The organism is Pseudomonas neuropathica, assembly GCF_051174785.1.
Lineage (GTDB): Bacteria > Pseudomonadota > Gammaproteobacteria > Pseudomonadales > Pseudomonadaceae > Aquipseudomonas > Aquipseudomonas neuropathica_A.
In genome coordinates this window covers 1,604,612-1,626,020 of record NZ_CP195111.1, presented here as the reverse complement: position 1 = coordinate 1,626,020, position 21,409 = coordinate 1,604,612, and the positions used below count along the sequence as shown (strand labels likewise).

The window sequence follows — 21,409 nt, the reverse complement described above, 5'->3', positions numbered from 1 at the left end:
CGTTCGCTTCAGTTGAGTTCTCATTGCGCCCAAAACGTTCTCAAAATGAACAAGAAACACATATATGGTCGGATGATCCGTGCATTTTTGCGCAAGTTAGGCATAATACGCGGCTTCGAATTTTGACCCTTCAGACCTTTTCTTATGCACAAAGAACCTCGTAAGGTCCGTGAGTTTCGTCGCCGCGAGCAAGAAATTCTCGATACCGCGCTCAAGCTGTTCCTCGAACAAGGTGAAGACAGTGTCACCGTCGAGATGATTGCTGATGCCGTGGGTATCGGCAAAGGCACGATCTACAAGCACTTCAAATCCAAGGCCGAGATCTATCTGCGCCTGATGCTCGATTACGAGCGCGATTTGAACGAGCTGTTGCATTCGGCCGATGTCGACAAGGACAAGGAAGCGCTGTCCCGCGCCTACTTCGAATTCCGCATGCGCGACCCGCAGCGCTATCGCCTGTTCGACCGCCTCGAAGAGAAGGTCGTAAAAGGCAATCAGGTGCCGGAAATGGTCGAGGAGCTGCACAAGATCCGCGCCTCGAACTTCGAACGCCTTACCCTGCTGATCAAGGGCCGCATCAGCGAAGGCAAGCTCGAAGACGTGCCGCCGTACTTCCATTACTGCGCATCCTGGGCGCTGGTGCACGGCGCTGTCGCGCTGTATCACTCGCCGTTCTGGAGCAATGTCCTGGAAGATCAGGAAGGTTTCTTCCAGTTCCTGATGGACATCGGTGTGCGTATGGGCAACAAGCGCAAGCGCGATCCGGAAACGCCGAGCAGCTGAGCCATTCAGCTACCTTATTGCGCCATGATTTCGCTACATGTCGCAGTACCGCAGGAATATACTCAGGCATAGGGCTTGCTAAAACTTGATTTGTGAGTCAAGTTTTAGCGGCTCGAAATCCTTTCGCCGGAGTGATCATGATCGTTGACCGTCAAGGCAGGCGTTTTCGCAATTTGCGGATCAGTCTGACCTCAGCCTGCAATTACGCGTGTACCTACTGCGTGCCCAACGGCAAGCGGTTGGTGGCTGCGCAGGATGAATTGTCGGCCGAAGCCATGGCCCGCGGCGTGGCGTATCTGATCGAAGCGGCCGGCATTGAACGGTTGCGTATCACCGGCGGCGAACCGCTGGTCAGCCCTAAACTCGAATCGTTCATGACCGCCGTCGGCAAGATGGGCCTGGACGACATCAGCCTGACCACCAACGGTCAACTCCTCGCTAAAAAACTGCCGCTGCTGGTAGATGCCGGCCTGCGCCGGATCAACGTGTCCCTCGATACCCTCGACGCCGGTGCTTTCCGCAGTATCGCCCGTGGCGGCGATCTGGCCACTGTGCTCGATGGGATGGATCAGGCGAAAGCGGCAGGGATGAAGATCAAGGTCAATATGGTGCCGTTGCGCGGACAGAACCTTGATCAGGTGATGCCGTTGCTGGATTACTGCCTGGAACGTGGATACGAATTGCGCTTCATCGAGCTGATGCGCATGGGGCATCTGGCCAAGGACAACAATGCGTTCCTGCAACAGTTCGTCAGCCTGCAGCAGTTGCTGGAGCTGATTGGCGAACGCTACGAGTACGCGCAAACCGATGCCCCCGTAGACGCCACCGCCGTGCGCTATGCGATACCCGGCCTGGGCAACTTTGGCGTGATCGCCAACGAAAGCGTGCCGTTCTGCCGGACGTGCTCGCGTTTGCGCCTGTCGTCCACAGGTTGGCTGCATGGCTGCCTGTCGTCGAGTAACCGTCATTATGTCGGTGATCTGCTCGACAAGCCGCGCCATCAGGCACTGCCGGCGCTCCAGCGTTTGCTGGTCAAAGCGTTGGGCGACAAGCAGGAAGTGGCGTTCTCAGGTGGCGCGACAGTGATGAAAATTATCGGCGGCTGATCAACCGCTTTCGCGAGCAGGCTCGCTCCCACCCTGGAATGTATTCCCCCTGTGGGAGCGAGCCTGCTCGCGAATACGATCCAACAATCAACGAATTTCCCGAGCTGGCGCAAAAGCTGCATCCAACGGCCATTCGCCGGTTTTCCGTCACCGGCCTCTGGAGGAATAGGATGCGTAGCCTGGTTTTGCTGCTGGCCGTTTTGGCGCTTGGCGGCTGTATGACTGTCAGCGATATGGCCGAAGGCACTCGCTACCAGATGAGCGACGCGGGCTTGCTGGATCACAGCGATAGCCGTCGCGTGAACAATTTCCGCATTCAGCCGGACTCGTTTATCTACATTGCCCAAGGTGCGTTCGCGCCGCCGGGTGGTTCTTATCCGCGACCGAATGTGGTTGCAGAAGAAGCCTTCAAAGGTTTCGTCGAATACTTCCCGATGGTCCGCCGTGCTCGCGCGCCGGAAGGCCTCGATCAGGCGATGGGCGAAGCTCGCGATGCCGGTGCGCACTATCTGCTGTACACCCGTTTCGCCAAGGCTGACGACCGCATCGGCAACTCCGATGAATGGCTCGATGAGGAGGCGGTTGATCGCCTTGGCATCGATGGCGGCGTGATTCAGATCATGTTGATCGAGACCAGCACCCAGTATTTGATTGATACTGCACGGATCAAGAGTCGTGGCGGTTTACTGACGTTCCACGACAGCAAACCCGAAGACCTGATCGGCCCGCCGCTGGCACAGTACGCGCGCAGTCTGTTGGGAGTCGGCGACCAATAATTCAAGGAGAACGCCATGAGTGGCCAGCAAAAAGCCAATGACCTGTTGGGACAGATCCCGAAAACCAAAGGCTTGCCGCCGGTGCACTTGTGGAACCCGGACTTCTGCGGCGACATCGACATGCGCATCGCCCGCGACGGCACCTGGTATTACCTGGGCACGCCGATAGGGCGCAAGCCGATGGTCAAATTGTTCTCCACGATCATGCGCCGCGACGGCGATGATTATTTCCTGATCACGCCAGTCGAGAAGGTCGGGATCAAGGTCGATGATGCGCCGTTCGTGGCGATTGCGGTCGAGGTTGAAGGCGAGGGGGAGGCGCAGCTGTTGCGCTTCACCACCAACGTCGAGGAAACCGCCGAGGCCGGGCCGGAGCATCCGATCCGCGTCGAGATTGATCCGACGACGCAAGAGCCAGCGCCCTACGTGCATGTGCGTACCAACCTTGAAGCGCTGATTCATCGCAATGTGTTCTATCAACTGGTGGAGCTGGCGGTGAGTCGTGAAATCGACGGCCAGCGCTGGCTCGGTGTGTGGAGCGGCGGCGAGTTCTTCCGCATCGGCCTCGAACCTTAAAAGATCGCAGCCTTCGGCAGCTCCTACATGGCGTACATCTGTAGGAGCTGCCGAAGGCTGCGATTTTTTGTCGTTGACAGCTAATCGTATGATGATTAGCTTGATCACCCATCGCGATCCGCTTTGAGGTGTTCATGTCCAGCAGTTTTCATGCGTCGACAGTTGACTGGCTGGGCAGCTGGATCGCCGCCGGCCAGGTCAAACCGGGGCAGACCATCAAGGTCGAGGCTGATCTGGGCGAACAGCTCGGGGTCAGTCGCACGGTAATTCGCGAAGCAATCAAAACCCTCGTCGCCAAAGGCATGCTCGAAGTCGGGCCGAAAGTCGGCACGCGCGTGCTGCCGGTGCGGCGCTGGAACCTGTTCGATCCGCAAGTGGTCGGTTGGCTGTCGCGCAACGGGCTGCCGGAAAACTTTGTCGACGACTTGCTCGACCTGCGCCGCACCATCGAACCCATGGCCGTGCGCTGGGCCTGCGAGCGGGCGACCCTGGAACAGATCGAGGCGGTGCAACTGGCCTACAACGCCCTTGAGCGCGCGGTCGACAGCGGCATCGATTACAACCGCGCCGATCAGGTCTTCCACGAATGCATCCTCGCGGCCAGCCACAATCAATTCATCGAACAAATGGTCCCGGCGCTCGGCGCATTGCTCGCGGTGTCATTTGAAGTTTCTGCGGCCGACCCGGATGAACTGCGCCGCACTTTGCCGATCCACAAGGACATGGCCGACGCCATCGCTGCCCGTGATTCCGCGCGCGGGGTGTGGGCGTGCATGACCCTGATCGACAACGCGGATCTGGCGATCAAACGCTTCTACCCGAAAGTCATGGCCGACAAAAAAGCCAGTTAATACAAATTTCCCTGTGGGAGCGAGCCTGCTCGCGAAGGCGGTGTATCAGGTAAATCATGCATCGACTGACACGACGCTTTCGCGAGCAGGCTCGCTCCCACATTAAATAACAACAAGATCCGAGGAGTTGATATGCCGTGGACCGCCCTGACCCAACACCGCGCCCAACTCGGTGAAGGCCCGTTCTGGGACGCGCCAACCCAGGCGCTGTACTGGGTCGACATCGCTGGCAAACAGGCCCTGCGTCTGATCGGCCAGAACGTGCAGATCTGGCAGATGCCTGAGCACGTCTCCGCGTTCATCCCCTGCGCCAGCGGCGACGCACTGGTAACCCTGAGCAGCGGCGTCTACCGCCTCGATCTCGCCTCCCCGGGCCTTGAGCCACGTCTGACACTGTTCTGCGTCGCCGACCCGCAACCGGGCAATCGCCCCAACGAAGCGCGCTGCGATGGCCAAGGTCGTTTGTGGCTCGGCACCATGCAAAACAACATCGGTGAGCAGGGCGAAGATTTGCCGATCATCCGTCGTTCCGGTGGCCTGTTCCGGATCGATCCGGATAAGCGCGTGACGCCGTTGTTGCTCGGCCTGGGCATTCCCAACACGCTGTTGTGGAGCGATGACGGCACCACGCTGCTGTTCGGTGACAGCCTCGACAGCACGCTGCACCGCTATTTCATTCACACCGACGGCCACCTTGATGCCGCTCAAGTCTGGTACGGCCCCGACCAGCAGGGTGGCCCGGACGGCTCTGCGATGGATGCCGAAGGCTACATCTGGAATGCCCGCTGGGACGGCAGTTGCCTGCTGCGGTTAACGCCTGAAGGCAAAGTCGATCGCAAAATTGATCTGCCCGTCAGTCGCCCGACCAGTTGTGTATTCGGCGGTGAAGACCTGCAAACCCTGTTCATCACCAGCGCCCAAAGCCCGCACAACCATCCATTGGATGGCGCGGTGCTGTCGATGCGCGTGGATGTTGCAGGAAAACTCTGTACGCGGTTTGCGAATTAAATCCCAAAATATGGGATGCAAAATTATATATTGAGATTATTCGGCGGTCGGGTTTATAGTCGGCTCCAGCAGTAACACGCACTCACACTTAAAAAGAACAAAACAGGTGAAGTGATGCAGCGAATGTCTATCGCACTCCCGCGTGGAGTCCGCGTCTCGCAACGGCTCGATGCCGTCGGCCGCGCCTGCCTGTTTCGTTCCAACCACCTTCCAGACCGGACATCGGCAGATGCCCGGTTTTTTTGTGCTTGCGAAACAGGAGTCCTGATCCATGGCTGAACCTCTTTCCCTGCCGCCGGTGCCCGCACCGCCGAAGGGCGAGCGCCTGAAAAACAAGGTCGTGCTGCTCACCGGTGCTGCGCAAGGTATCGGCGAAGCCATTGTCGCTGCCTGCGCCTCGCAGCAAGCGAAACTGCTGATCAGCGATATTCAGGCTGATAAGGTCGAAAAGGTTGCCACCCATTGGCGTGAGCAGGGGTACGACGTGCAAGCGCTGCAGGCAGATGTCTCGCGTCAGCCCGATCTGCACGCCATGGCCAAGCGTGCCGTTGAACTGCACGGGCGCATCGATGTGCTGATCAACTGTGCCGGGGTCAACGTGTTCCGTGATCCGCTGGAGATGACTGAAGAAGACTGGCGTCGCTGCTTCGCCATCGATCTGGACGGCGCCTGGTTCGGTTGTAAAGCGGTACTGCCGCAGATGATCGAACAGGGCGTTGGCAGCATCATCAATATCGCGTCGACCCATTCCAGCCACATCATTCCCGGCTGTTTCCCGTACCCGGTGGCCAAACACGGTTTGCTCGGCCTGACCCGCGCACTCGGCATCGAGTACGCCGCGAAAGGCATTCGCGTCAACGCCATCGCCCCGGGCTATATCGAAACGCAACTGAACGTCGATTACTGGAACGGTTTCGCCGACCCGCACGCCGAGCGTCAGCGCGCCTTCGATCTGCACCCGCCGAAACGCATCGGTCAGCCGCTCGAAGTGGCGATGACGGCGGTGTTTCTGGCCAGCGATGAAGCACCGTTCATCAATGCGTCATGCATCACCATCGATGGTGGTCGCTCGGTGATGTACCACGACTGAGCACAGCGGCTTTCACGCGGATAAATCCGTTTGCAATCCAATCATCATACGATATGACTATTGTCAGAAGATTTTTGCAGGAACACGCTTTAACGCTTTTCAAACATTGCTCAAAAAAAATAACAAGGAGTCAGCTTATGAAACGTCGTTTCGGGATTCGTACCCTGTGCAGTACCGCCCTAGCGGTCACCGCGTTCAGCCTGAGCAGCGCGCTGCTCGCTGCCGACACCGTGAAAATTGGTTTCCTGGTCAAGCAGGCGGAAGAACCGTGGTTCCAGACCGAGTGGGCCTTTGCCGAGAAAGCCGCCAAGGACAAGGGCTTTGAACTGATCAAGATTGCCGTGCCGGATGGCGAGAAAACCCTCTCGGCCATCGACAGCCTTGCCGCCAACGGCGCCAAGGGCTTCGTCATTTGCCCGCCGGACGTGTCGCTCGGCCCGGCGATCATGGCCAAAGCCAAACTCAACGACCTGAAAGTGATTGCCGTCGATGACCGTTTCGTCGACGCCAACGGCAAATTCATGGAAGACGTGCCATACCTCGGCATGGCCGCGTTCGAAGTCGGCCAGAAGCAGGGCAACGCGATGGTCGCCGAAGCGAAAAAGCGTAACTGGGACTGGAAAGACACCTACGCGGTGGTTAACACCTACAACGAACTCGATACCGGCAAGAAACGCACCGACGGCTCGGTGAAGTCCCTCGAAGACGCCGGCCTGCCGAAAGACCACATTCTGTTCGCCGCGCTGAAAACCCTCGATGTGCCGGGCAGCATGGACGCCACCAACTCGGCGCTGGTGAAACTGCCGAGCGGCGCAAAAAACCTGATCATCGGTGGTATGAACGACAACACCGTGCTTGGCGGCGTACGCGCGACCGAAGCCGCCGGTTTTGCCGCGACCAACGTGATCGGCATCGGCATCAACGGCACTGACGCCATCGGCGAACTGAAAAAGCCCAACAGCGGTTTCTTCGGTTCGATGCTGCCAAGCCCGCACATCGAAGGCTACAAGACCGCAGAGATGATGTACGAGTGGGTCACCACCGGCAAAGAACCGCCGAAGTACACCGCGATGGACGACGTCACCCTGATCACCCGCGAGAACTTCAAGCAAGAGCTGGAAAAAATCGGCCTGTGGAACTGATGCCGCGACGGCCCGGGCAGCCGGGCCGTATGTCGGTGTGAAGAGGTGGCTTTATGCACGCGCAAGTACAGACACAACAACACAGCTCAAGCGGCAGCCTGCGCTTTCGCGGGATCGGCAAAACCTTTCCCGGCGTGAAAGCGCTGGACGCGATCAGCTTCGTCGCCCATCCAGGGCAGGTTCATGCCTTGATGGGCGAGAACGGTGCCGGCAAATCGACCCTGCTGAAAATCCTTGGCGGCGCTTACATCCCGAGCAGCGGCGAGTTGCAGATCGGCGAGCAGACCATGGCGTTCAAATCGACCGCCGACAGCATTGGCAGCGGCGTCGCAGTGATTCACCAGGAGCTGCATCTGGTGCCGGAAATGACCGTCGCCGAAAACCTGTTTCTCGGCCATCTGCCGGCGAGTTTCGGTTTGATCAATCGCGGCGTTCTGCGTCAGCAAGCGTTGAATTGCCTTAAAGGTCTGGCCGATGAAATCGATCCGCAGACCAAAGTCGGACGCCTGTCGCTCGGCCAGCGGCAATTGGTGGAAATCGCCAAAGCGCTGTCGCGCGGCGCCCATGTGATCGCCTTCGACGAACCGACCAGCAGCCTTTCGGCCCGCGAAATCGATCGCTTGATGGCGATCATCGGCCGTCTGCGTGACGAGGGCAAAGTGGTGCTCTATGTTTCCCATCGCATGGAAGAAGTGTTCCGCATCTGCGACGCGGTGACGGTGTTCAAGGACGGTCGCTACGTGCGCACTTTCGAGGACATGAGCCAGTTGACCCATGATCAACTGGTGACCTGCATGGTCGGCCGCGACATTCAGGACATCTACGATTACCGCCATCGTCCACGCGGCGCCGTGGCGCTGAAGGTATCTGGGCTGCTCGGCCCGGGCCTGCGCGAGCCGATCAGTTTCGAGGCGCACAAAGGTGAAATCCTTGGTCTGTTCGGACTGGTCGGGGCAGGGCGCACCGAGTTGTTTCGTCTGCTCAGCGGGCTGGAACGCAACACGGCCGGACGCCTCGAATTGCGTGGCCATGAGCTCAAATTGCGCTCACCGCGTGACGCGATTGCGGCGGGGATTCTGCTGTGTCCGGAAGATCGCAAGAAGGAAGGCATCATCCCGCTGGCCAGCGTCGCCGAGAACATCAACATCAGTGCACGCGGCGCGCATTCGGGTCTCGGTTGCCTGATTCGCGGTCTGTGGGAAAAGGGCAACGCCGACAAACAGATCAAAGCCCTGAAAGTGAAAACCCCGCACGCCGGCCAGCAGATCAAATTCCTTTCCGGTGGCAACCAACAGAAGGCCATTCTCGGTCGTTGGTTGTCGATGCCGATGAAGGTCTTGCTGCTCGACGAACCGACGCGCGGCATCGACATCGGTGCGAAAGCGGAGATCTACCAGATCATCCATAACCTCGCCGCCGACGGCATTTCGGTGATCGTGGTGTCCAGTGATCTGATGGAAGTGATGGGTATTTCCGACCGCATTCTGGTGCTTTGCGAAGGCGCCCTGCGCGGCGAAATCAGCCGCGACCAGGCCAATGAATCCAACTTGCTGCAACTGGCTTTGCCGCGCCACCGCGCTGACGGCGTGGCGAACTGAGAGGTGACTATGATGACAACCCAAAACGAAACCCTGCCCAAAGAGCGCAAACCGCTGGACATGCGCCGCTTCCTTGATGACTGGGTAATGCTGCTGGCGGCGGTGGGCATTTTCGTTGCCTGTACGCTGCTGATCGACAACTTCCTTTCGCCGCTGAACATGCGTGGCCTGGGCCTGGCGATTTCTACCACCGGGATTGCCGCGTGCACAATGTTGTATTGCCTGGCGTCGGGGCATTTCGACTTGTCGGTAGGCTCGGTGATTGCCTGCGCTGGCGTGGTCGCGGCGGTGGTGATGCGTGACACCGACAGTGTGTTTCTCGGTGTCAGTGCAGCGTTGGTGATGGGCCTGATTGTCGGGCTGATCAACGGGATTGTGATTGCGAAGTTACGCGTCAATGCGTTGATCACCACGTTGGCGACCATGCAGATTGTTCGCGGTCTGGCTTACATCTTTGCCAACGGTAAGGCGGTGGGCGTGTCGCAGGAATCGTTCTTCGTGTTTGGTAACGGCCAATTGTTTGGTGTGCCGGTGCCGATTCTGATCACCATCGTTTGCTTTCTGTTTTTTGGCTGGCTGCTGAATTACACCACCTACGGGCGCAACACCATGGCCATTGGTGGTAACCAGGAAGCGGCGTTGCTGGCGGGTGTGAACGTTGATCGGACCAAGATCATTATCTTTGCCGTGCATGGGGTGATTGGTGCGCTGGCGGGGGTGATTCTGGCGTCGCGGATGACCTCGGGGCAGCCGATGATTGGTCAGGGTTTTGAACTGACGGTGATCTCGGCTTGCGTGTTGGGCGGGGTGTCGTTGAGCGGCGGGATCGGCATGATTCGTCATGTGATTGCCGGGGTGTTGATTCTGGCGATCATTGAGAATGCGATGAACCTGAAGAATATCGATACGTTTTATCAGTATGTGATTCGTGGGTCGATCCTGCTGTTGGCCGTCGTGATTGACCGTCTGAAGCAACGCTAAAATCAAGAGCCCCTCACCCCAGCCCTCTCCCGGAGGGAGAGGGAGCCGACCGAGGTGTCTTGCGTGATACATCGACCTGAAAGATTGTGTTGATTATGGATTCAGCAAGGCGCTTTCAGGTCGATTGTAGATTCGGTGAAGCACTTTCAGGTCGATGTATCTCCCAAATATCCCACATTCAGTCCCCTCTCCCTTTGGGAGAGGGCTAGGGTGAGGGGAAGGGCCGACCGAGGTGATCCGTCGACCTGAAAGGGGTCGTCGATTGTGGATTCGGTGAAGTACTTTCAGGTCGATGTATCTCCCAAATATCCCCCATTCAGTCCCCTCTCCCTCCGGGAGAGGGCTAGGGTGAGGGGCTTTTGATTCTCCCGCCTTTCGTCACTATCCCCAAATATTCCTTGCCCGTTCGTACCCGTTTCGGGTATCAATTTGTACATGATTAGACAGGTACGATTTGACAAGAAACAACGGGTGGTCGACGAACTCGTCCGGCGCATCGAAAGCGGCCTCATGGAGGACGGCTTTCTGTTGCCCGGCGAGCATCAGTTGGCTCAAGAATTCCAAGTCAGCCGAGGCACGCTGCGCGAAGCGCTGGCCGAACTGAAACGGCGTAACTACATCGCCACGCAAAGCGGCGTCGGTTCCATCGTCACTTTCGACGGTGTCGCCCTCGACCAGCGCAGCGGCTGGGCGCAGGCCTTGGCCGATAGCGGGGCGATGATCAATACCGAAGTGTTGCGTCTGGAAGCCGTGACCCGGCCAGACCTGCTATCGCGGTTCGGCACTGACCAATTCATCACTCTCGACCGTCGCCGCCGCTCCAACGAAGGCACGCTGGTCTCCCTCGAACGCTCTTTGATGCCAGCCACCGGCGGCCTGGAAAGCCTGCCGCGCGTCGGTCTGATCGACAATTCCCTGACCATCACCCTGGCCGCCTATGGCTACATCGGCGAGCGCGGCGATCAGTGGATCGGCGCCGAACCGTTGAATGCCGAAGACGCCGAGTTGCTCGGCCGGCCAGAAGGCACGGTATTCCTCAAAGCGCTGCGTACCACTTACGACCGCCAGAACCGTTTCATGGAGCTGGTCGAAAGCCTGCTCGACCCGGTGCATTTCCGTCTGCACCTGCAATTTGGAGAATCGAAATGACCGCGCTCAACCGTGCCCTCGGTGCGTTTTATGGCCTGGCCCTCGGTGATGCGCTGGGCATGCCGACGCAATCGCTGAACCGCGAAACCATCAAGACCCGTTTCGGCCAGATTACCGATCTGCAGGATGCCGGACCCTTGCAGCCGATCGCCGCGAACATGCCCAAAGGCTCGATCACCGACGACACCGAACAGGCGATTCTGGTCGGTGAGTTGCTGATCGAAGGCAAGGGCCGCATCGAACCGGCAATCCTTGCGCAACGCCTGATCGAGTGGGAAGCCGAGATGCAGGCCAAGGGCTCGCAGGACTTGCTCGGGCCGTCGACCAAACGCGCGATCGAAATGATCCTCGCCGGTCACTCGCCGGAAGAAGCCGGGCGTTACGGCACCACCAACGGCGCGGCGATGCGCATTACACCGGTGGGGATCGCTGCAGATGTTGCCGATCCCGAGCGCTTTATTGCGGCGGTGGTGCAGGCCTGCCAAGTGACGCATAACACCACGTTGGGGATTTCCAGTGCTGCGGCGGTGGCGGCGGTGGTGTCTGCCGGCATCAATGGCGTGGATCTGGGCGAGGCGCTCAACCTCGGCCAGCAAATCGCTCAGCAAGCGGAGGCGCACGGTCACTGGGTCGCCGGTGGTCGCATCGGTTCGCGGATCAGTTGGGCGCGCAGCATCAGTGTTGATAGCGACAAAGCGCTGCTGGCGGATCTGCTCTACGACGTGATCGGCACTTCGGTGGCATCGCAGGAGTCGGTGGTGGTCTCGTTCGCGCTGGCGCAGCAAGTGGCGGTGGGTGAGATGAGCGCGTTTGATGCGCTGTGCATGGCTGCCAGCCTTGGCGGTGACACTGACACCATCGCGGCGATTCTCGGCGCGATGCTGGGAGCCTGCCTGGGTCTTGAGAGCTGGCCTGGCGACATGATCGAGACGGTTAAGGCCGTTAATCATCTGGAGCTTGAGCCGTTGGTGCAGGGGCTGTTGGCGTTGCGTTGATCGGGCTGACGTCTTCGCGAGCAGGCTCGCTCCCACAGGGTTTATGCGAACGCCACAAATCCAGTGTGGGAGCGAGCCTGCTCGCGAAGGCCGCACTGCAAATCTTGAATACTTACCCGCAATGGATCGCGCAGACAGGCCGAGGAAGGCCGCGATGTCTTGTCGTTTTGCATCATTGCCACAACCACAATAAAGGCAAACAGGAGCACCTTCATGAGTTCATCAAACGCCGGGCAAAGCGCCGGGCAACTGGAAACCCGCGGCATCGAACCGGTTCCGGAAGCCGAGTGTAACGGCCATCCGCTGCAACTGTTCTGGGTCTGGTTCGCTGCCAACATTTCCATCCTCGGCCTGCCGCTGGGCGCCACGCTGGTGGCGTTTCGCGGGCTGGCGATCTGGCAGGCGATCATCGTTGCAATCATCGGCGCTGCCGGTTCGTTCGCGGTGGTCGGGATCATCTCGATTGCCGGTCGCCGTGGCCGCGCGCCGAGCCTGACGCTGTCGCGGGCGATCTTCGGCGTACGCGGCAATATCGGCCCGACGCTGGTCTCGCTGATGTCGCGCCTGGGTTGGGAAACGGTCAACACCACTACCGCCGCATTCGTATTGCTGTCGCTGTGCTCGATCCTGTTCGGCTCGCCAGTGGAAGCGAAAAGCGCGCCGATACTGACGCTGATCTTCATCGCGATTTTCGTCCTGCTGACCTTGTCGGTTTCCGGCCTCGGCCATGCGACTTTGTTGGTGATCCAGAAGTGGGCGACCTACGTCTTCGGTGCGCTGAACATTCTCGTCGGCGGTTTCCTCTGCGCGACCATCGACTGGAGCGCGGTGTTCAACGCCACGCCCGCGCCGATGAGCGCAATGATCATTGGTATCGGCACCATGGCTGCAGGCACCGGGATTGGTTGGGCCAACGCTGGCGCTGACATGTCGCGCTATCAGCATCGCAGCGTCAAAGCCGTGCGTCTGGTTGCATCCGCTGCATTCGGCGCGGGCATTCCACTGGTGTTGCTGATCACCCTCGGCGGGCTGCTGTCGGTGGGCAATAACGATCTTGCTTCGGCGACTGACCCGATCGTGGCGATCCGCGACATGCTGCCAACGTGGATGGCCGTGCCGTACCTGATCACCGCATTCGGTGGCCTGCTGTTGTCGAACAACCTGTCTGTTTACTCCGCCGGTTTGACCACGCTGACCCTTGGCTTGAAGGTCAAACGCGTCTACGCCGTGGTAGTGGATATCGTCGCGATCTTCGCCGGTTCGATCTACTTCATGCTGATCGCCGACAGCTTCTACGGTCCGTTCATTACCTTCATTTCCCTGCTGGCGGTGCCGATCACCGCGTGGGTCGGGATCTTCGTGGTGGACCTGATTCACCGTCACTACTACAGCCCGACAGATTTGCTCGACGTCAGCCCAAGCAGTGCCTATTGGTATCGCGGCGGTATCGAATGGCGTGCATTTGGCGCGTGGGCGATTGCCATCGTCCTCGGCTTCAGCTTTACCACCATCGGCACCACTGCCGAGAACGTCTGGTTCAAAGGCTTCCTGTCCGACTCATGGCTAGGCCATAACGGCCTTGGCTGGATCGTGACCTTTGTCGTGGCCGGTGGCATTTACTTCGTCCTCGGCGGGGCGAAAGATCGCCGCGCCGCGCAAACCGAGAATGCTCATGCCTAAGATGTTGCACACCGGCCAGGTCATCATCGACCTGGTCATGGCCGTGGATAAGCTGCCGCAGATAGGCGGTGATGTGCTGGCGCAGTCGGCTGGTTTTGAAGCGGGTGGCGGATTCAACGTGATGGCGGCGGCGGTGCGTAATGGTTTGCCGGTGGTTTATCTTGGCCGGCATGGCACCGGACGTTTCGGCGATCTGGCGCGTCAGGCGATGAATGCCGAGGGGATTCACATCGGCATCACCCAACCCGCACTGAAAGACACCGGTTTGTGTGTGGCGCTGACCGATGCGTCGGCCGAGCGCAGCTTCATTTCTTATATCGGCGCTGAAGGTGAGGTGACTGAAGAGGATTTGAACGGCGTCGCGGCCGAGGCGGGCGATTACGTTTATCTCAGCGGCTACAGCCTGCTCCACGAAGGCAAAGCGCAGGCATTGCTCGATTGGACGTTGGCGTTGCCGGTGACAATCAGCGTGGTGTTCGATCCGGGCCCGTTGGTGGAGTCGCCGGATTCGTCGCTGATGAAAGCGTTGCTGCCGCGCATTGATGTTTGGACCAGCAACAGTGTTGAAGCGCTGCGGTTTACCGGGGCTGAAGACATCGCGGTCGCGCTGGATCGGCTGGCTGAGCATCTGCCCGAAAAGGTGTTAATGATCGTGCGTGACGGGCCGCAGGGTTGCTGGATTAAACAGGCCAACGAGCGTCAGCATGTGCCGGGGTTTGCCGTGAAAGCCGTGGACAGCAATGGCGCGGGTGATGCGCATGCCGGGGTGTTTGTTGCCGGGTTGGCGCAGGGTTTGTCTGCGCATGATGCGGCGCTGCGGGCGAATGCGGCAGCGGCGTTGGCAGTGACACGCTGGGGGCCGGCGACATCGCCGGGGGCGGCTGAAGTGGATGCGTTTATCCGCGAGTCCGGCGCCGCCTGATAGATAGCTTTCGCGAGCAAGCTCGCTCCCACATTTGAAATGTATTCCAATGTGGGAGCGAGCTTGCTCGCGAAGGGGCCATTGGTTTCAACACAAAATTCAATGCTGGATACCGCTCGCTGCATCAGCAGCGAGCGGCCGCATGACTATTGCAGATCCAGCTTGCGCGCTGCTTCAACGCCAGCAGCACTGAGCTTGATCGGCAGGTTCAACGAATGTTCGCCGGCCTCGTTGCAGGTCACATGACCATGGTGAATCAGTCCGCGATCCTGCAGGGCGGCGAGGGCGCTGGCCACGACTTTCTCGCCCCGGTAATTGTCCAGCACCTCCTTGCCCAGACCACTCGGATGGGCGTGCAGCAGGCGGGTGAGGACTTCTTTTTCCAGGTTTTTATCGACGTTCATGGTTACCTCTTCATTGGATTGAATAGGACGCTCGCGTCGGCGAACTACTGACCGGAGCCTTCGGAACCGGAGCCACCAGTGGTGGTTTTGGAGCCGACGCCGGGGCCTGCGTTGTCTGGCGTGACGGGGGCGTCGGGAGTGTTCATGCCGCCCTGACGACCCGGATCACTGCCCTGCGTGCGCGGATCGGTACCCGTCGCAGGAGGCTGATTGATCAGGGGTACGCCGGAGCCATCGGTGTTCATACCGGGGGCACTGTTGATGGCGGGTGCGCGTGGCGGGGTCGGGTCGGTAGGGCCAGTGCCCGCAGCGGTGGCGGATGCGGCGAAAACCGCAGGGCAGAGCAGGGCGCTGAATACGAAAGCGGTCAACCTTGACGGGATCATAGGGCGTCTCCAGTGATTGGAATCCTTACCTGTCGTTGGTCTGCCCTCTGAGCGGTTTGGTGCCTGATGAACGACGAACGGTCTAAATCGCTGGTGCGGTTTTGACATTCAGTCGACGCCAGAGCAGGCGACCAAGGGTGATCAGCCAGTTCATCAACGCCACTGCCAACACAGTGTGCAAAAGCGCTGCCATGCCGTGTTCGACAATGATTTTGCCAGCGAGCAACGGGAAGCCGAATACGCCGATGAAGTACGCCAGACTGAACAGCAACAACGCCTGGGATGTGGTGCCGGCCGGTGCTTCGTTGGCGGCCAGACCGTTGATCACCGAATACGTCAGGCCATAACCAACACCCAGCATCACTGCCGCCAACAGGTAAGTGAAGCCGCCGTGCACGCCGAACGCGAACAGCACAATCGAACTCAACATCAGCCCTGACAGCAGGCACGACGCGCGCAGCGGATCACGTTTGACTACATAACCTGCGATCAACATTCGACTGCTGATCGCCGCACTCATGAAGCCGACAAAGAACAGCGAATAATCCAGCGAGCGCGCAGCGGCATAGCTGGTCTGAAAGCTCGACAGGCCACCGAATACGCAACCGCCGAGACCGACCATGATGATCGGGAACACGGCGCGCGAGCCCAGCACTTGAGTGGTTGCTTGCCAGCTGATTTTCGCGGCGGTTGTCGCCTGTGTGCTTTTCAGTTTTACGCCAAGTTGCCAGAGCAACAGCACGCCGATCAGGCTTGCCAGCGCCGCCAGATAAAACGCCGAGGTCACAGGCATACCCAACGCACTGGCGGCGCGCCCGAGTAACGGTCCGCTGCCGATGCCAGTCATCATGCTGCCCGACAGCAACGCGAAATAACTGGCCCATTGCGCCGGCGTCACCAGACTGGCAACGATGATCGGTCCCAAGGTGTAAAACACGCCCCAGCCCAGGCCCAGTAACAAACCAAAAAACAACAGCAGGCGACCGAATCCCGGCGTCATTGCAAAGCCCAGGCTCGCCGCGACCAGCAACAGACCGAACAGGGCAATTGCGCGCGCCGCACCGAGCCAGTCCGACAGATGCCCGGACACCAGCACCGCGACAAACGTACTGAGCATCGCCGCTGAAATCACACTCCCGGCATCGTGTTCATTACCGCCGCGAGAGACGATCAACAGCGACAGCAAAAACGTTGAGCCGTAGGACAGCGACAGCAGATAACTGGCGAAGCAGAACAGGCCGAACAACTTGCCTGAGACCTTGGGTGTTGCTGGCGACATGACGCGGTTCCTTGACCGGAAGAATTCAGCGTCATCTGTTTAGCATGCCAGGTGAGCGGGTTAGGTCTGAAGTTGGCGAAGTCAGGTTCAGCGCACTCCGGAGTAACGGCTTAAATGATGCCGATCTCTTCCTTGAACTGCTCCATAAAACCCTTCAGGCGTTGATGACGAACCTGCGCGAGATGCCGGCCGGCGGCGGTCTGGAAACCGTCGGCGAGGTGTAGCAGCTTCGTCTGGAAATGATCGAGGCAAAAACGCGTGTCATCGTAATCGCGTTGTTTCGCTTCGGGATCCTGCGGGTCGTACAGCGCCGAACCCATGCGCCCGGCAATGTAGAAGGTACGGGCGACGCCGAGCATGCCCAGCGAGTCGAGGCGATCGGCGTCCTGGACGATTTTCGCTTCGAGGGTGAGCGGGGTGATGTTGGCGGAGAAACTGTGGGCTTCGATGGCGTGAGCGACGGCCGTGATTTTTTCTTCGGGCCAATTCATTTCGGCGAGCACCGATGAAGCTTTTTCCGCCGCCAGTCGCGAGGCTTGCGCGCGCAGTGGCGAGTTTTTCTCGACAGCCACGCAATCGTGCAGCAGCACGGCGGCCAACAGCACCTCAAGATCACCGCCTTCTTCTTCATGCAGCGTACGCACGTTGTGCCAGACCCGCTGCAGGTGGGCGAGGTCGTGAGCACCGTCGTCGGACGGCTCCAATGCATGCGGCAGCAACTCTGCTGCCAGCGCCTCCACGGGTGTAAAACTATCTAAGTTCATAAGCATCCTTTCAGATTGTCGAAGTCCCTGTGGGAGCGAGCTTGCTCGCGAAGGCGTCCTTCCAGCCACCTGCATTGTTGAATGACAGAATGTATTCGCGAGCAGGCTCGCTCCGACGGGGAACTGCAATGTTTGCAACATTGCGCAGGGTAGTATGTGTTTTGCCATGTGACGAGCGCCGCTCACCGCCTTAGTATGGCGTTTTCCTTTTTCCGACAAGGCCCGTCCATGACGATCGACATCCGCCCGGCGACCCCCAGCGATGCTCCGCAAATACTTGCCTTCATTACTGAACTCGCTGATTTCGAAAAGGCCCGTCACGAAGTCATCGCCAGCGTCGCCGACATCGAACGCAGCCTGTTCGGCGAAGGCGCCACCGCCCACGGTCTGATCTGTCTGCGCGATGGACTGCCGATCGGTTTCGCGGTGTTCTTCTTCAGCTATTCGACTTGGCTGGGCAGTAACTGTCTGTACCTCGAAGACCTCTACATCACGCCGGAGCAACGCGGCGGCGGTGCCGGCAAAACCCTGCTGCGCCACCTGGCGAAAATCGCCTGCGACAACGACTGCGGCCGCTTCGAATGGAGCGTGCTGGACTGGAACACCCCGGCGATCGAATTCTACAAATCCCTCGGCGCGCAACCTCAGGAGGAGTGGGTGCGCTACCGCATGGATGGCCAGGTCCTGCGTGAGTTTGCCGAGGGCTGAACACGATGATGGCAATACGGCAGTAATTCGATTGTCGCCAGCGCTCTAGTCCGGCATTCTACGCGCCATTTTTGCGCGCTCACGGACGACACCTGCAATGCCTCTGGCACCATTTTTCCACGCCCGTGGAGCTTTAGCTGCGTCAACGAGTGACCGGCGATGAGCGGACTGCGGGCTTCAATGCGTCTTTATGGCCTGATGAAAAACTCAGGCTCGAGCGACAACCCCCAGCGCCAACCGGTCGACATTCTGTGCATGACAAATCGTGCGGGCGGCAGCGCCATTCGTGCGTTCGTGTCACGTCTTGATGCCGAGTTGATGAGGCGCAGTACCGGTCTTGCGGATTACCGCGTGATACCGCTGTGCACTTTCGATCCGACGGCGTTATCAACGCCCATCAAGGCTGGCTGACGCTTCACGTCTGTTGCGGTTTTGTCGCCCCTGCCGTGCATTCGCTGCTCGAGGACGGTGGGTTGATGCCGAAGGGCTGGTACGCAAGTGGGATATCGAATCCGGTCCGGATGTCATGGGGATCGTCAAATTTAACCATTACTCGGCGTTGAGATTGTATGAGTCCCGCCTGGAGTGCGGGCAGTCGGCATTAGATTTGTCGGCGAGTTCAATTGCTGGTTACTTGAGGGAAGGTGCATGAGATGGGTATTGCTGATCGCTGTGTCGTTATTGTGCGTTGCCTGCGCAAAGTCTCATGACATCACCCCCGCGTCATTGGGCTATGAATCGATTACGCCGCGCTCGAATAGCGTTTTTTTTGAGGTCAATTTCAATTCGGATGTGGAACTGCTGGAGATTTTCTGGCGGGAAAAGAAAGCGAACAGCTTTGATCAGGTCTTTATCTGTGCTTTGGGTGATGACACCGACTTTTCCATTGAGCATACGATATCGAAAGCAGCAATGGGTTTGGTCAGGGAAAACAAGGAGCGTTTGCATACGGCCGGATTCGGATACACCGCGAGCATCGCTTTCAAGGACGTTGGTGAAAAGAAAAGAACCTCACATTACTTGAGTCGTGACGCCATAAAAGGCTTGTTGAAAGACAAACAAATGATTCCGTGCAAGGTGGTGGTTACGGCAACGGGTTATGAAGCGTATTACACCAAATCACTGTTCATCCCCGTTGCAGATGTTTTTTCTGCCTTGTCGGACTACGACAGTTTTCGATGACGCGCCCAGCAGCTGGCTTTTGGAGTGGTAATGGCAAGGTTGCTTTTGGTTTGTTTGTTTGCGTTGTGTTCCTCCTGCATGCACTTGGATGTGCCCCCCGCCAGGCTTGAATTTGTCTCGATCAATCACGAGATATCTTCCTCTTACGACCTGCGTTTCACTTCAGACCGAAACCTCATTGACCTGTATGAGGATCATGGGCGAGGAGGGCAGATTGGTACCTGGATCCATTGCTCGTTGAATGGCGATGCGGATTTTTCCATCGAACATGAAATCGTCCTGGAAGCCTCGGGAATCGTCAGCGGCATGCGCTTGATCGAAGGCGATCGTCGCTATGAGATGTTCGCGAATATCAGTGTCGAGAATCACGCCGTCAACGACGGCCGTAACCACATCCGACCGGTTGAGTTGGTGCAGATCCTCAAACCGCAGGAATACATTCCGTGCAAGGTGGTAATAACCGCGTTCCCGTTCGTGGCGTATTACTCGAAAGTCATGTACATGCCCACATCGCGGTTCATTGCCGCAATAGAACATCCGCGCGTGGCACCCGCGCGTATTTCGCTCAAACAGCCCGACCAACCAAGGTCGTTGCTGCCTTTTGCCTCAGTGTGCATCGTCCGCTGGCGCTATGACCTGGCGCTCGGCTATGACCAGATTGACAGCCTCGGACTCTGTAGCGACGTGCCCTATGCCGGCATGTTGGCTTCGTTTGCACCGAACAACACGAAGCTGAAGGTTGTTTCAGGTTCAGAGGAAAACCCGGCACCCTTCGCGGCGTACACCATTATTCGCGCTGACGGACGCCGGGAGCCTGGAATAACTGACGACAAGGGCCACACACATGAGGTGGGATCCAGCGAGTACGAAACAATGAGGATCCTGATCAACAATAATCTGGATGTCGTTCAGCGTTGGACAAAATGGATTGATGCCGTCCCAGAATATGGGATGTAAAATTACATATTGAGATTTCCCGTCTGAGAGGTCTATAGTCCGTCGCACTCACTGCCAAAAACAAAACAGGTGAAGCGATGCTGGCGCAATTGATCGCGCTCGATTGGGGGACAACCTCATTACGTGCTTACAAACTCGCGGCGGGCGGTGTGGTGCTGGAGCAGCGCGCGCTGTCGTCCGGGATCATGCAACTGCCGAAGACCCCACGAAACATCAACGGTCGCGAATGCACCGATGGTTTTGAACTGGCGTACGACGAGGCCTGCGGTGACTGGCTCGATGCGCAGCCGAATCTGCCAGTGATTGCCTGCGGCATGGTTGGCAGCGCACAGGGCTGGCGTGAAGCGGCCTACTGCGAGACGCCGGCGAACGTCGCCAATCTCGGAAACTCCCTACAAACAGTTGTCAGCCTGCGCGGCACGGTCGTGCATATCGTGCCAGGTGTGATTCAGCGTTCGCGTCTGCCGAATGTGATGCGCGGCGAAGAAACTCAGGTCCTTGGCGTGCTGCAGAATCTGCCGGTCGAGGCGGGCGCCGATCTGTTGATCGGTCTGCCGGGCAGCCACTCGAAATGGGTCGACGTGGTCGATGGCTGCATCACTCATTTCGATACGTTCATGACCGGCGAAGTGTTCGCCGTGCTCAGCGAGCACAGCATTCTCGGCCGGACCCTGAAGCAAGGTGCGACGTTCGATGCTTTGGCGTTTGACCGTGGTGTGCAGGTTGCTCTGTCGGCGGACGGCGAACTCGGCGTGCTGTCGACGTTGTTCAGCGCCCGTACCCTGGGCCTGACCGGCGAACTCAGCCCGACCGCGCAGGCGGATTATCTGTCCGGCCTGATGATCGGCCATGAATTGGTGGCACTTGCCAGCGCTCAACGTCGCCGTCGCAACACCCCGAATCTTCCTTCGATCATCCTCATCGGCAACGCGCAACTCTGCGCGCGCTACAGCCGTGCCCTCGATGCCTGCGGTTTCGCTGAAGTGACCCTGGCCGAGCAGGCCACCGAGCGTGGCTTGTGGCAACTGGCGCTGGCCGCCGGACTGATCGATTCCTCATCCCGTTAACCCTG

At 58.8% G+C, this 21,409-nt stretch carries 23 protein-coding genes; 19 read left to right on the top strand and 4 right to left on the bottom strand.

The genetic code is table 11. The features are described from left to right. Positions 1-144 precede the first annotated feature (144 nt). The 14 genes from ACRRSD_RS07320 to ACRRSD_RS07255 all read left to right on the top strand — a co-directional run bounded on the left by ACRRSD_RS07320 (position 145) and on the right by ACRRSD_RS07255 (position 14,657). Complete coding sequence (locus ACRRSD_RS07320) at positions 145-783, top strand: TetR/AcrR family transcriptional regulator (RefSeq protein WP_007950805.1); 639 nt, start codon at positions 145-147, stop codon at positions 781-783. Positions 784-920: 137 nt separating this feature from the next. Continuing rightward, positions 921-1,889: a GTP 3',8-cyclase MoaA gene (locus ACRRSD_RS07315; protein WP_034155348.1), complete on the top strand. Its 969-nt coding sequence runs from the start codon at positions 921-923 to the stop codon at positions 1,887-1,889. Between the two features lie 170 nt (positions 1,890-2,059). Continuing rightward, complete coding sequence (locus ACRRSD_RS07310) at positions 2,060-2,665, top strand: DUF4823 domain-containing protein (protein WP_007908280.1); 606 nt, start codon at positions 2,060-2,062, stop codon at positions 2,663-2,665. 15 nt (positions 2,666-2,680) lie between these two features. Beyond that, positions 2,681-3,241 carry a DUF1285 domain-containing protein gene (locus ACRRSD_RS07305; RefSeq protein ID WP_435037654.1) on the top strand — a complete coding sequence of 187 codons (561 nt, stop codon included), beginning with the start codon at positions 2,681-2,683 and terminating at the stop codon, positions 3,239-3,241. A 134-nt stretch (positions 3,242-3,375) separates the two neighbouring features. Then, positions 3,376-4,092, top strand: coding sequence for a FadR/GntR family transcriptional regulator (locus tag ACRRSD_RS07300; RefSeq protein WP_127929329.1), 717 nt, complete (start codon positions 3,376-3,378; stop codon positions 4,090-4,092). Positions 4,093-4,224: 132 nt separating this feature from the next. Next, the gene (locus tag ACRRSD_RS07295) at positions 4,225-5,100 is read left to right on the top strand and encodes an SMP-30/gluconolactonase/LRE family protein (protein WP_435037653.1); all 876 of its coding nucleotides are present in this window, start codon (positions 4,225-4,227) and stop codon (positions 5,098-5,100) included. A gap of 271 nt (positions 5,101-5,371) precedes the next feature. After that, the gene (locus ACRRSD_RS07290; protein WP_435037652.1) at positions 5,372-6,190 is read left to right on the top strand and encodes an SDR family oxidoreductase; all 819 of its coding nucleotides are present in this window, start codon (positions 5,372-5,374) and stop codon (positions 6,188-6,190) included. 137 nt (positions 6,191-6,327) lie between these two features. After that, positions 6,328-7,332, top strand: coding sequence for a substrate-binding domain-containing protein (locus tag ACRRSD_RS07285; protein ID WP_435037651.1), 1,005 nt, complete (start codon positions 6,328-6,330; stop codon positions 7,330-7,332). Positions 7,333-7,385: 53 nt separating this feature from the next. Continuing rightward, positions 7,386-8,930: an L-arabinose ABC transporter ATP-binding protein AraG gene (araG, locus tag ACRRSD_RS07280; protein WP_435037650.1), complete on the top strand. Its 1,545-nt coding sequence runs from the start codon at positions 7,386-7,388 to the stop codon at positions 8,928-8,930. 12 nt (positions 8,931-8,942) lie between these two features. Beyond that, on the top strand, positions 8,943-9,911 hold the full coding sequence (araH, locus tag ACRRSD_RS07275) for an L-arabinose ABC transporter permease AraH (protein ID WP_261736494.1): 969 nt from the start codon (positions 8,943-8,945) through the stop codon (positions 9,909-9,911). A gap of 435 nt (positions 9,912-10,346) precedes the next feature. Further along, positions 10,347-11,060: a GntR family transcriptional regulator gene (locus ACRRSD_RS07270; RefSeq protein WP_435037649.1), complete on the top strand. Its 714-nt coding sequence runs from the start codon at positions 10,347-10,349 to the stop codon at positions 11,058-11,060. After that, positions 11,057-12,055 (top strand): ADP-ribosylglycohydrolase family protein, encoded by a 999-nt coding sequence (locus tag ACRRSD_RS07265; RefSeq protein ID WP_435037648.1) that lies wholly within the window; start codon positions 11,057-11,059, stop codon positions 12,053-12,055. Before ACRRSD_RS07270 ends, ACRRSD_RS07265 begins: the two co-directional genes overlap by 4 nt. A 213-nt stretch (positions 12,056-12,268) precedes the next feature. Continuing rightward, on the top strand, positions 12,269-13,735 hold the full coding sequence (locus ACRRSD_RS07260; protein WP_223027102.1) for a purine-cytosine permease family protein: 1,467 nt from the start codon (positions 12,269-12,271) through the stop codon (positions 13,733-13,735). Next, complete coding sequence (locus ACRRSD_RS07255) at positions 13,728-14,657, top strand: PfkB family carbohydrate kinase (RefSeq protein ID WP_435037647.1); 930 nt, start codon at positions 13,728-13,730, stop codon at positions 14,655-14,657. The genes ACRRSD_RS07260 and ACRRSD_RS07255 overlap by 8 nt, the downstream gene beginning before the upstream one ends. Before the next feature lie 146 nt (positions 14,658-14,803). On the opposite strand, the gene ACRRSD_RS07250 is transcribed toward ACRRSD_RS07255, so the two are convergent. The 4 genes from ACRRSD_RS07250 to ACRRSD_RS07235 all read right to left on the bottom strand — a co-directional run bounded on the left by ACRRSD_RS07250 (position 14,804) and on the right by ACRRSD_RS07235 (position 17,490). Continuing rightward, positions 14,804-15,061: a hypothetical protein gene (locus ACRRSD_RS07250; RefSeq protein WP_016986009.1), complete on the bottom strand. Its 258-nt coding sequence runs from the start codon at positions 15,059-15,061 to the stop codon at positions 14,804-14,806. A 44-nt stretch (positions 15,062-15,105) separates the two neighbouring features. Further along, positions 15,106-15,447 carry a hypothetical protein gene (locus ACRRSD_RS07245; RefSeq protein WP_435037646.1) on the bottom strand — a complete coding sequence of 114 codons (342 nt, stop codon included), beginning with the start codon at positions 15,445-15,447 and terminating at the stop codon, positions 15,106-15,108. 82 nt (positions 15,448-15,529) lie between these two features. Then, the gene (locus tag ACRRSD_RS07240; protein WP_435037645.1) at positions 15,530-16,726 is read right to left on the bottom strand and encodes an MFS transporter; all 1,197 of its coding nucleotides are present in this window, start codon (positions 16,724-16,726) and stop codon (positions 15,530-15,532) included. A gap of 110 nt (positions 16,727-16,836) precedes the next feature. Further along, positions 16,837-17,490: an HD domain-containing protein gene (locus ACRRSD_RS07235; protein ID WP_435037644.1), complete on the bottom strand. Its 654-nt coding sequence runs from the start codon at positions 17,488-17,490 to the stop codon at positions 16,837-16,839. 228 nt (positions 17,491-17,718) lie between these two features. On the opposite strand from ACRRSD_RS07235, the gene ACRRSD_RS07230 reads away from it, so the two are divergent. The 5 genes from ACRRSD_RS07230 to ACRRSD_RS07210 all read left to right on the top strand — a co-directional run bounded on the left by ACRRSD_RS07230 (position 17,719) and on the right by ACRRSD_RS07210 (position 21,404). Beyond that, entirely contained in the window at positions 17,719-18,198 is a 480-nt protein-coding gene (locus ACRRSD_RS07230) for a GNAT family N-acetyltransferase (protein ID WP_038364457.1), read from the top strand. 159 nt (positions 18,199-18,357) lie between these two features. Further along, positions 18,358-18,609, top strand: a complete 252-nt coding sequence (locus ACRRSD_RS07225) for a hypothetical protein (protein ID WP_435037643.1) — start codon at positions 18,358-18,360, stop codon at positions 18,607-18,609. Between the two features lie 237 nt (positions 18,610-18,846). After that, on the top strand, positions 18,847-19,380 hold the full coding sequence (locus tag ACRRSD_RS07220) for a hypothetical protein (protein ID WP_435037642.1): 534 nt from the start codon (positions 18,847-18,849) through the stop codon (positions 19,378-19,380). A 30-nt stretch (positions 19,381-19,410) separates the two neighbouring features. Next, entirely contained in the window at positions 19,411-20,337 is a 927-nt protein-coding gene (locus tag ACRRSD_RS07215; RefSeq protein ID WP_435037641.1) for a hypothetical protein, read from the top strand. Positions 20,338-20,414: 77 nt separating this feature from the next. Then, positions 20,415-21,404 carry a 2-dehydro-3-deoxygalactonokinase gene (locus tag ACRRSD_RS07210; protein ID WP_435037640.1) on the top strand — a complete coding sequence of 330 codons (990 nt, stop codon included), beginning with the start codon at positions 20,415-20,417 and terminating at the stop codon, positions 21,402-21,404. Positions 21,405-21,409 lie beyond the last annotated feature (5 nt).

Bases quoted from the DNA above. Each gene is read 5' to 3' on its own strand.
- ACRRSD_RS07260 (WP_223027102.1), top strand. From the start codon at position 12,269: ATGAGTTCATCAAACGCCGGGCAAAGCGCCGGGCAACTGGAAACCCGC.
- ACRRSD_RS07290 (WP_435037652.1), top strand. From the start codon at position 5,372: ATGGCTGAACCTCTTTCCCTGCCGCCGGTGCCCGCACCGCCGAAGGGC.
- ACRRSD_RS07245 (WP_435037646.1), bottom strand. From the start codon at position 15,447: ATGATCCCGTCAAGGTTGACCGCTTTCGTATTCAGCGCCCTGCTCTGC.
- ACRRSD_RS07320 (WP_007950805.1), top strand. From the start codon at position 145: ATGCACAAAGAACCTCGTAAGGTCCGTGAGTTTCGTCGCCGCGAGCAA.
- ACRRSD_RS07295 (WP_435037653.1), top strand. From the start codon at position 4,225: ATGCCGTGGACCGCCCTGACCCAACACCGCGCCCAACTCGGTGAAGGC.
- ACRRSD_RS07220 (WP_435037642.1), top strand. From the start codon at position 18,847: ATGAGATGGGTATTGCTGATCGCTGTGTCGTTATTGTGCGTTGCCTGC.
- ACRRSD_RS07285 (WP_435037651.1), top strand. From the start codon at position 6,328: ATGAAACGTCGTTTCGGGATTCGTACCCTGTGCAGTACCGCCCTAGCG.
- ACRRSD_RS07250 (WP_016986009.1), bottom strand. From the start codon at position 15,061: ATGAACGTCGATAAAAACCTGGAAAAAGAAGTCCTCACCCGCCTGCTG.
- ACRRSD_RS07240 (WP_435037645.1), bottom strand. From the start codon at position 16,726: ATGTCGCCAGCAACACCCAAGGTCTCAGGCAAGTTGTTCGGCCTGTTC.
- ACRRSD_RS07305 (WP_435037654.1), top strand. From the start codon at position 2,681: ATGAGTGGCCAGCAAAAAGCCAATGACCTGTTGGGACAGATCCCGAAA.
- ACRRSD_RS07210 (WP_435037640.1), top strand. From the start codon at position 20,415: ATGCTGGCGCAATTGATCGCGCTCGATTGGGGGACAACCTCATTACGT.
- ACRRSD_RS07315 (WP_034155348.1), top strand. From the start codon at position 921: ATGATCGTTGACCGTCAAGGCAGGCGTTTTCGCAATTTGCGGATCAGT.
- ACRRSD_RS07300 (WP_127929329.1), top strand. From the start codon at position 3,376: ATGTCCAGCAGTTTTCATGCGTCGACAGTTGACTGGCTGGGCAGCTGG.
- ACRRSD_RS07265 (WP_435037648.1), top strand. From the start codon at position 11,057: ATGACCGCGCTCAACCGTGCCCTCGGTGCGTTTTATGGCCTGGCCCTC.
- ACRRSD_RS07310 (WP_007908280.1), top strand. From the start codon at position 2,060: ATGCGTAGCCTGGTTTTGCTGCTGGCCGTTTTGGCGCTTGGCGGCTGT.
- araG (WP_435037650.1), top strand. From the start codon at position 7,386: ATGCACGCGCAAGTACAGACACAACAACACAGCTCAAGCGGCAGCCTG.
- ACRRSD_RS07270 (WP_435037649.1), top strand. From the start codon at position 10,347: ATGATTAGACAGGTACGATTTGACAAGAAACAACGGGTGGTCGACGAA.
- araH (WP_261736494.1), top strand. From the start codon at position 8,943: ATGACAACCCAAAACGAAACCCTGCCCAAAGAGCGCAAACCGCTGGAC.
- ACRRSD_RS07230 (WP_038364457.1), top strand. From the start codon at position 17,719: ATGACGATCGACATCCGCCCGGCGACCCCCAGCGATGCTCCGCAAATA.
- ACRRSD_RS07225 (WP_435037643.1), top strand. From the start codon at position 18,358: ATGAGCGGACTGCGGGCTTCAATGCGTCTTTATGGCCTGATGAAAAAC.
- ACRRSD_RS07215 (WP_435037641.1), top strand. From the start codon at position 19,411: ATGGCAAGGTTGCTTTTGGTTTGTTTGTTTGCGTTGTGTTCCTCCTGC.
- ACRRSD_RS07235 (WP_435037644.1), bottom strand. From the start codon at position 17,490: ATGAACTTAGATAGTTTTACACCCGTGGAGGCGCTGGCAGCAGAGTTG.
- ACRRSD_RS07255 (WP_435037647.1), top strand. From the start codon at position 13,728: ATGCCTAAGATGTTGCACACCGGCCAGGTCATCATCGACCTGGTCATG.